The organism is Methanocrinis sp. (assembly GCF_049974945.1).
Lineage (GTDB): Archaea > Halobacteriota > Methanosarcinia > Methanotrichales > Methanotrichaceae > Methanocrinis.
In genome coordinates this window covers 1-4,185 of the sequence record NZ_JBNGCU010000122.1, presented here as the reverse complement: position 1 = coordinate 4,185, position 4,185 = coordinate 1, and the positions used below count along the sequence as shown (strand labels likewise).

Below are 4,185 nucleotides of genomic sequence, written 5' to 3'. Positions count from 1 at the left end.
GGCCGAAGGTGTTATAACTTTCAGGCCCCAACAAGGGTGGTTGGAGATTGCGCCATCTGGGGGTAGAAATTCTTCGCTCCTTATGCCGCATCTCATCGGGGGTATCATTCTTTGAACCGGAGGGTTAACGGACATAAAACGCAGCAGATAACGCTGGAGGGCGTCTCCCTATCGGAGATGCCGATGGTCAGGACCACCGACGGCCACCTGATGAGGTGGAACAAGGAGGCAGTGATGAACCAGCTCCTGCGGGAGACGAAGCTCTCCGAGCAGTTCTACCGGATCCCCGGCATCTCCGAGGAGGAGGCGAGGGAGATCGCCCGGGAGGTGGAGCGGAGGATCCGGTGGATGGACGTCAAGTTCCTCTCCGGCCCCCTGGTGAGGGAGATCGTGAACGTAATCCTCCTGGAGAGGCACCACCTGGAGTGGAGGAACATCTGCACCCGGGTCGGAACCCCCGTCTACGACGCCCACCTGATCGACGTCGGCTCGGGCTTCGAGGCCCACGAGAACGCGAACCTCCAGGAGAACGCCGAGACGAGCCACAAGAAGAAGGCCGACAAGATCTCAAAAGAGCAGTACCTTCTCCTCATCCCGCCCTACCTCTCAGATCACCACCTGGCTGGCGACCTCCACATCCACGACCTGGAGTACTTCGGCACCCGCCCCTTCTGCCAGGACTGGGACCTCCGCTACTTCTTCTACTACGGCCTCATGCCCGACGGCTCGGGGACGAAGGCCAGCGTTGCGGGCCCCGCAAAGAAGCCGGAGGTGGCGATGCTTCACGCGGTGAAGGCTCTCGCCTCGGCCCAGACCAACTTCGCCGGAGGCCAGGGGTTCTACAACTTCCTCACCTTCCTCGCCCCCTACCTGGAGGGGCTCGACTACGATGAGATCTGCCAGCTGATGCAGATGTTCGTCTACGAGATGACCCAGATGATGGTGGCCCGGGGCGGCCAGGTCGTCTTCTCCTCGGTCCAGCTCAGCCCCGGAGTCCCCAAGCTCTGGCGGGAGAAGCCCGTCGTCTACAAGGGGAAGGTCTGGGACGGTGAGGGGGCGCCCCTTCGAACCTACGGCGAGTTCGAGAAGGAGGTCCGCCTCGGCTTCAAGGCCCTGATGGAGGTTATGCTGGAGGGGGACTACTGGGGCAAGCCCTTCAACTTCCCCAAGCCCGAGATCTCCATCGAGCCGGACTTCATGGCCGAGGACGATGAGTTCAACGCCACCCATCCGGACCTGCCGACCTATCGGGACCTCTACCTTCTAACCTTCAAGCTCGGCTCCAAGTTCGGGACCCCCTACTACGACAACCAGCTTCCAGCCTACCGGGGCGCCGGGAAGGGAATCAGCTGCTACCAGTGCTGCGCCTACCAGTTCGCCGCCACCTTCGAGAGCGACGCAGACTTCGAGGACAAGCTCCTCTTCAAGGATGGCAAGCACTTTTCGATGGGCTCCTGGCAGGTCGTCTCCCTCAACTGCCCGAGGGCCGCCTACCTGGCCCGGGGCGACGACGACCTCCTCTTCGAGTACCTCCGGGGTCTGATGGACACCGCTGTCGAGATCTTCAAGGTCAAGCGCGAATGGATGAACCAGGTGGTCGCTAACCGGAGGATGCCCTTCGCGACCCAGAGGCCTAAGGACCCCCAGACCGGAAAGAAGGGGACGGTGGCCGTGGACCTGGAGGGGCTCGTCTACACCATCGGCGTCGTCGGCGTCAACGAGATGGTCCAGTTCCATACCGGATCTCAGATGCACGAGTCGAAGGAGGCCTGGAAGCTGGCGGTGAGGGCGATGACCGAGATGGAGATCTATGCGAAAGACCTCTCCCGGCGCCACGGGATGACCATCGCCCTCGCCAGAACCCCGGCAGAGACGGTGGTCCAGAGGTTTGCCGTCTCCGACCTACTCCGCGAGGAGTTCCGGGACTGCGCCACGAGGGTGGTCAAGGGCGACCTGGAGACGGCCATGGCCAGGATCCAGACGACTCGGGACCTTCCTGTCTACTACACCAATGGGACCCACGCCCCGCCCTCCCTGGACGTCTCCATCTTCGAGAGGGCGAAGCTTGAGCATATCTTCTTTCCCATCGTCGACGGCGGAAACATATTCCACATCTTCCTGGGTGAATCGGCCCCCGACCCCGAGGGGCTTATGGACTTCGCCATGAACCTCGCGAAAAGCACCCAGATAGGCTACTTCGCCTTCACCCGAGACATGACCGTCTGCCTCAGCTGTTTTCACGTCGCCCCCGGCCTGAAGGAGGAGTGCCAGCGGTGCGGGTCCGACCACCTGGAGCACCTATCTCGGGTGACCGGCTACCTCCAGTCGGTCAGCGGATGGAACGAGGCTAAAAAGCAGGAGCTGAAGGACCGGAACAGGTACTCGGACCTGAGCTGATCCTCTGTTCGATGTAAAAAATGTGCTCTTTTCCTCCAGAGAGCACATTTTTGATTATTTCTGACCACAACGTCTCTAACGAAAGTTATATATCGTATATCCAGGACTGTAAATCTGCCAACTTTGGCAACTTTGGAGGAATTTGTAATGCCGGCAGTAGTCAACAGAGATGAGTGTGTAAGTTGCGGAACCTGTGTCGAGGAGTGCCCCGAAGACGCAATCACCCTGGACGACGAAGAAATAGCAGTGGTGGACGCCGACAAATGTACCGAGTGCGGCACCTGCGTCGAGGCCTGCCCCTCTGAGGCCATAACCATCGAGTGAGCCCACCTCATTTTTATAATTTTTCAATATTTGCTGCGAGGCGTTCTTTTCGTCACTGCAAGCACAGGCGCTGTCAATCCGTCTCCGCCTCTCTGGGGGAGCAGACCGCTCCAGCAGTCCATTCCCTCCAGCAGTCCATTCCCTTTTGATCCGGCCTGGCAGGTTCAGCGCACCCCGATCTGATTCGACGAAAGATATATATCAGGACAGCTCAGCCAGGAGGATTATTATGAGGCTTGAGCGAGGGCTATTGGCGGCCCTGATACTACTTATTATATTTTCGGGCCAGATCGCCTACATCCTCACCGAATGGCGCTGGTTTTCTTCCCTCGGATATTCCAGCGTCTACGGGACGATGATCACGGCGAGGATCGCCCTCTTCCTGGGATCGGCCCTCATCTTTTTGGCGGTGAGCCTCGCGAACCTGAAGCTGATCGGCGAGAGGCCCCGATATCTCACCTCGATCGTGCTTCTGATATCGGTCCTCTTCGGCTTGGCCGCGCAGCTCGGCTGGGAGAGGGGCCTTCTGGCCCTTAACGCCACGAACTTCGGGACGAACGACCCCCTCTTCGGGATGGACATCGGATTCTATGTATTCACCCTGCCCTTCCTCTGGGCCCTCTGGTATGCGATCTTCTTTGCCGTCCTGATCAACCTGACCGTCACCGCTGGTGCCTACCTCTTCCTCCAGGCCGATAGGCTCATCTTCGGCCCTGAGGAGAGAGACTACGCCGAGATCGCAAGGTCGATCCCCAAAAGAGCTCTCTCCCATCTGAGCGGTCTTTTGGGAATCATCGCCCTCCTCTTCTCGATCCGCTACTTATTGGACCGCTACGAGCTCCTATACTCTTCTACGGGTGTCGTCTACGGCGCGAGCTACGCCGACATCCACGCCCATCTCCCATTCCTCTACGTATACGCCGTCGCTGCGTTCCTCGTGGCCCTCCTCCTCTTCGCCTTCGCGGCCGGAAGGAGGCCCCACCGCTTGGTGCCGATCGTGGGGGTCGTCGTCGTCGCGGCGGCGGTCCTGGGGGTGGTATACCCGGCGGTGATCCAGCAGTACAGCGTCGCCCCGAACGAGATCGATATGGAGGCGCCCTTCATCGCCACCAACATAAACTACACCCTCCTCGCCTACGGCCTGGACCGGGTGGACGAGCGTCCCTTCTCCGTCGACTACAACCTCACCGGCGAGGTGCTGGAGGCGAACAGGGGGACCGTGGATAACATCCGGCTCTGGGACTGGCGGCCCCTCCTGAGCACCTACAAGCAGCTACAGGAGATCAGGCTCTACTATGAGTTCTTCGACGTCGACGTGGACAGGTACAATATCGACGGCGAGATGAGGCAGGTGATGCTCTCGGCGCGAGAGCTCTCCTCGGAGGAGCTTCCAGAGCAGGCCAAGACCTGGCAGAACCTCCACCTCTTCTACACCCACGGCTACGGGATCTGCATGAGCCCCGC

The 4,185-nt window shown here is 60.0% G+C and carries 3 protein-coding genes; all 3 read left to right on the top strand.

What is annotated here, in order from left to right; all coding sequences use genetic code 11:
- Window positions 1-177 precede the first annotated feature (177 nt).
- A complete protein-coding gene (gene nrdD, locus ACP5EL_RS09375; protein ID WP_428402249.1) occupies window positions 178-2,397 on the top strand; it encodes an anaerobic ribonucleoside-triphosphate reductase in 2,220 nt (739 codons plus the stop codon).
- A gap of 147 nt (window positions 2,398-2,544) precedes the next feature.
- On the top strand, window positions 2,545-2,721 hold the full coding sequence (locus tag ACP5EL_RS09370) for a 4Fe-4S binding protein (protein ID WP_428402248.1): 177 nt from the start codon (window positions 2,545-2,547) through the stop codon (window positions 2,719-2,721).
- 229 nt (window positions 2,722-2,950) lie between these two features.
- Window positions 2,951-4,185: UPF0182 family protein (locus ACP5EL_RS09365; RefSeq protein WP_428402247.1), on the top strand; the 1,235-nt coding region annotated here is incomplete at its 3' end.

Coding starts and splice junctions, on each gene's coding strand:
- ACP5EL_RS09370 (WP_428402248.1), top strand. CDS start 2,545: ATGCCGGCAGTAGTCAACAGAGATGAGTGTGTAAGTTGCGGAACCTGT.
- nrdD (WP_428402249.1), top strand. CDS start 178: ATGCCGATGGTCAGGACCACCGACGGCCACCTGATGAGGTGGAACAAG.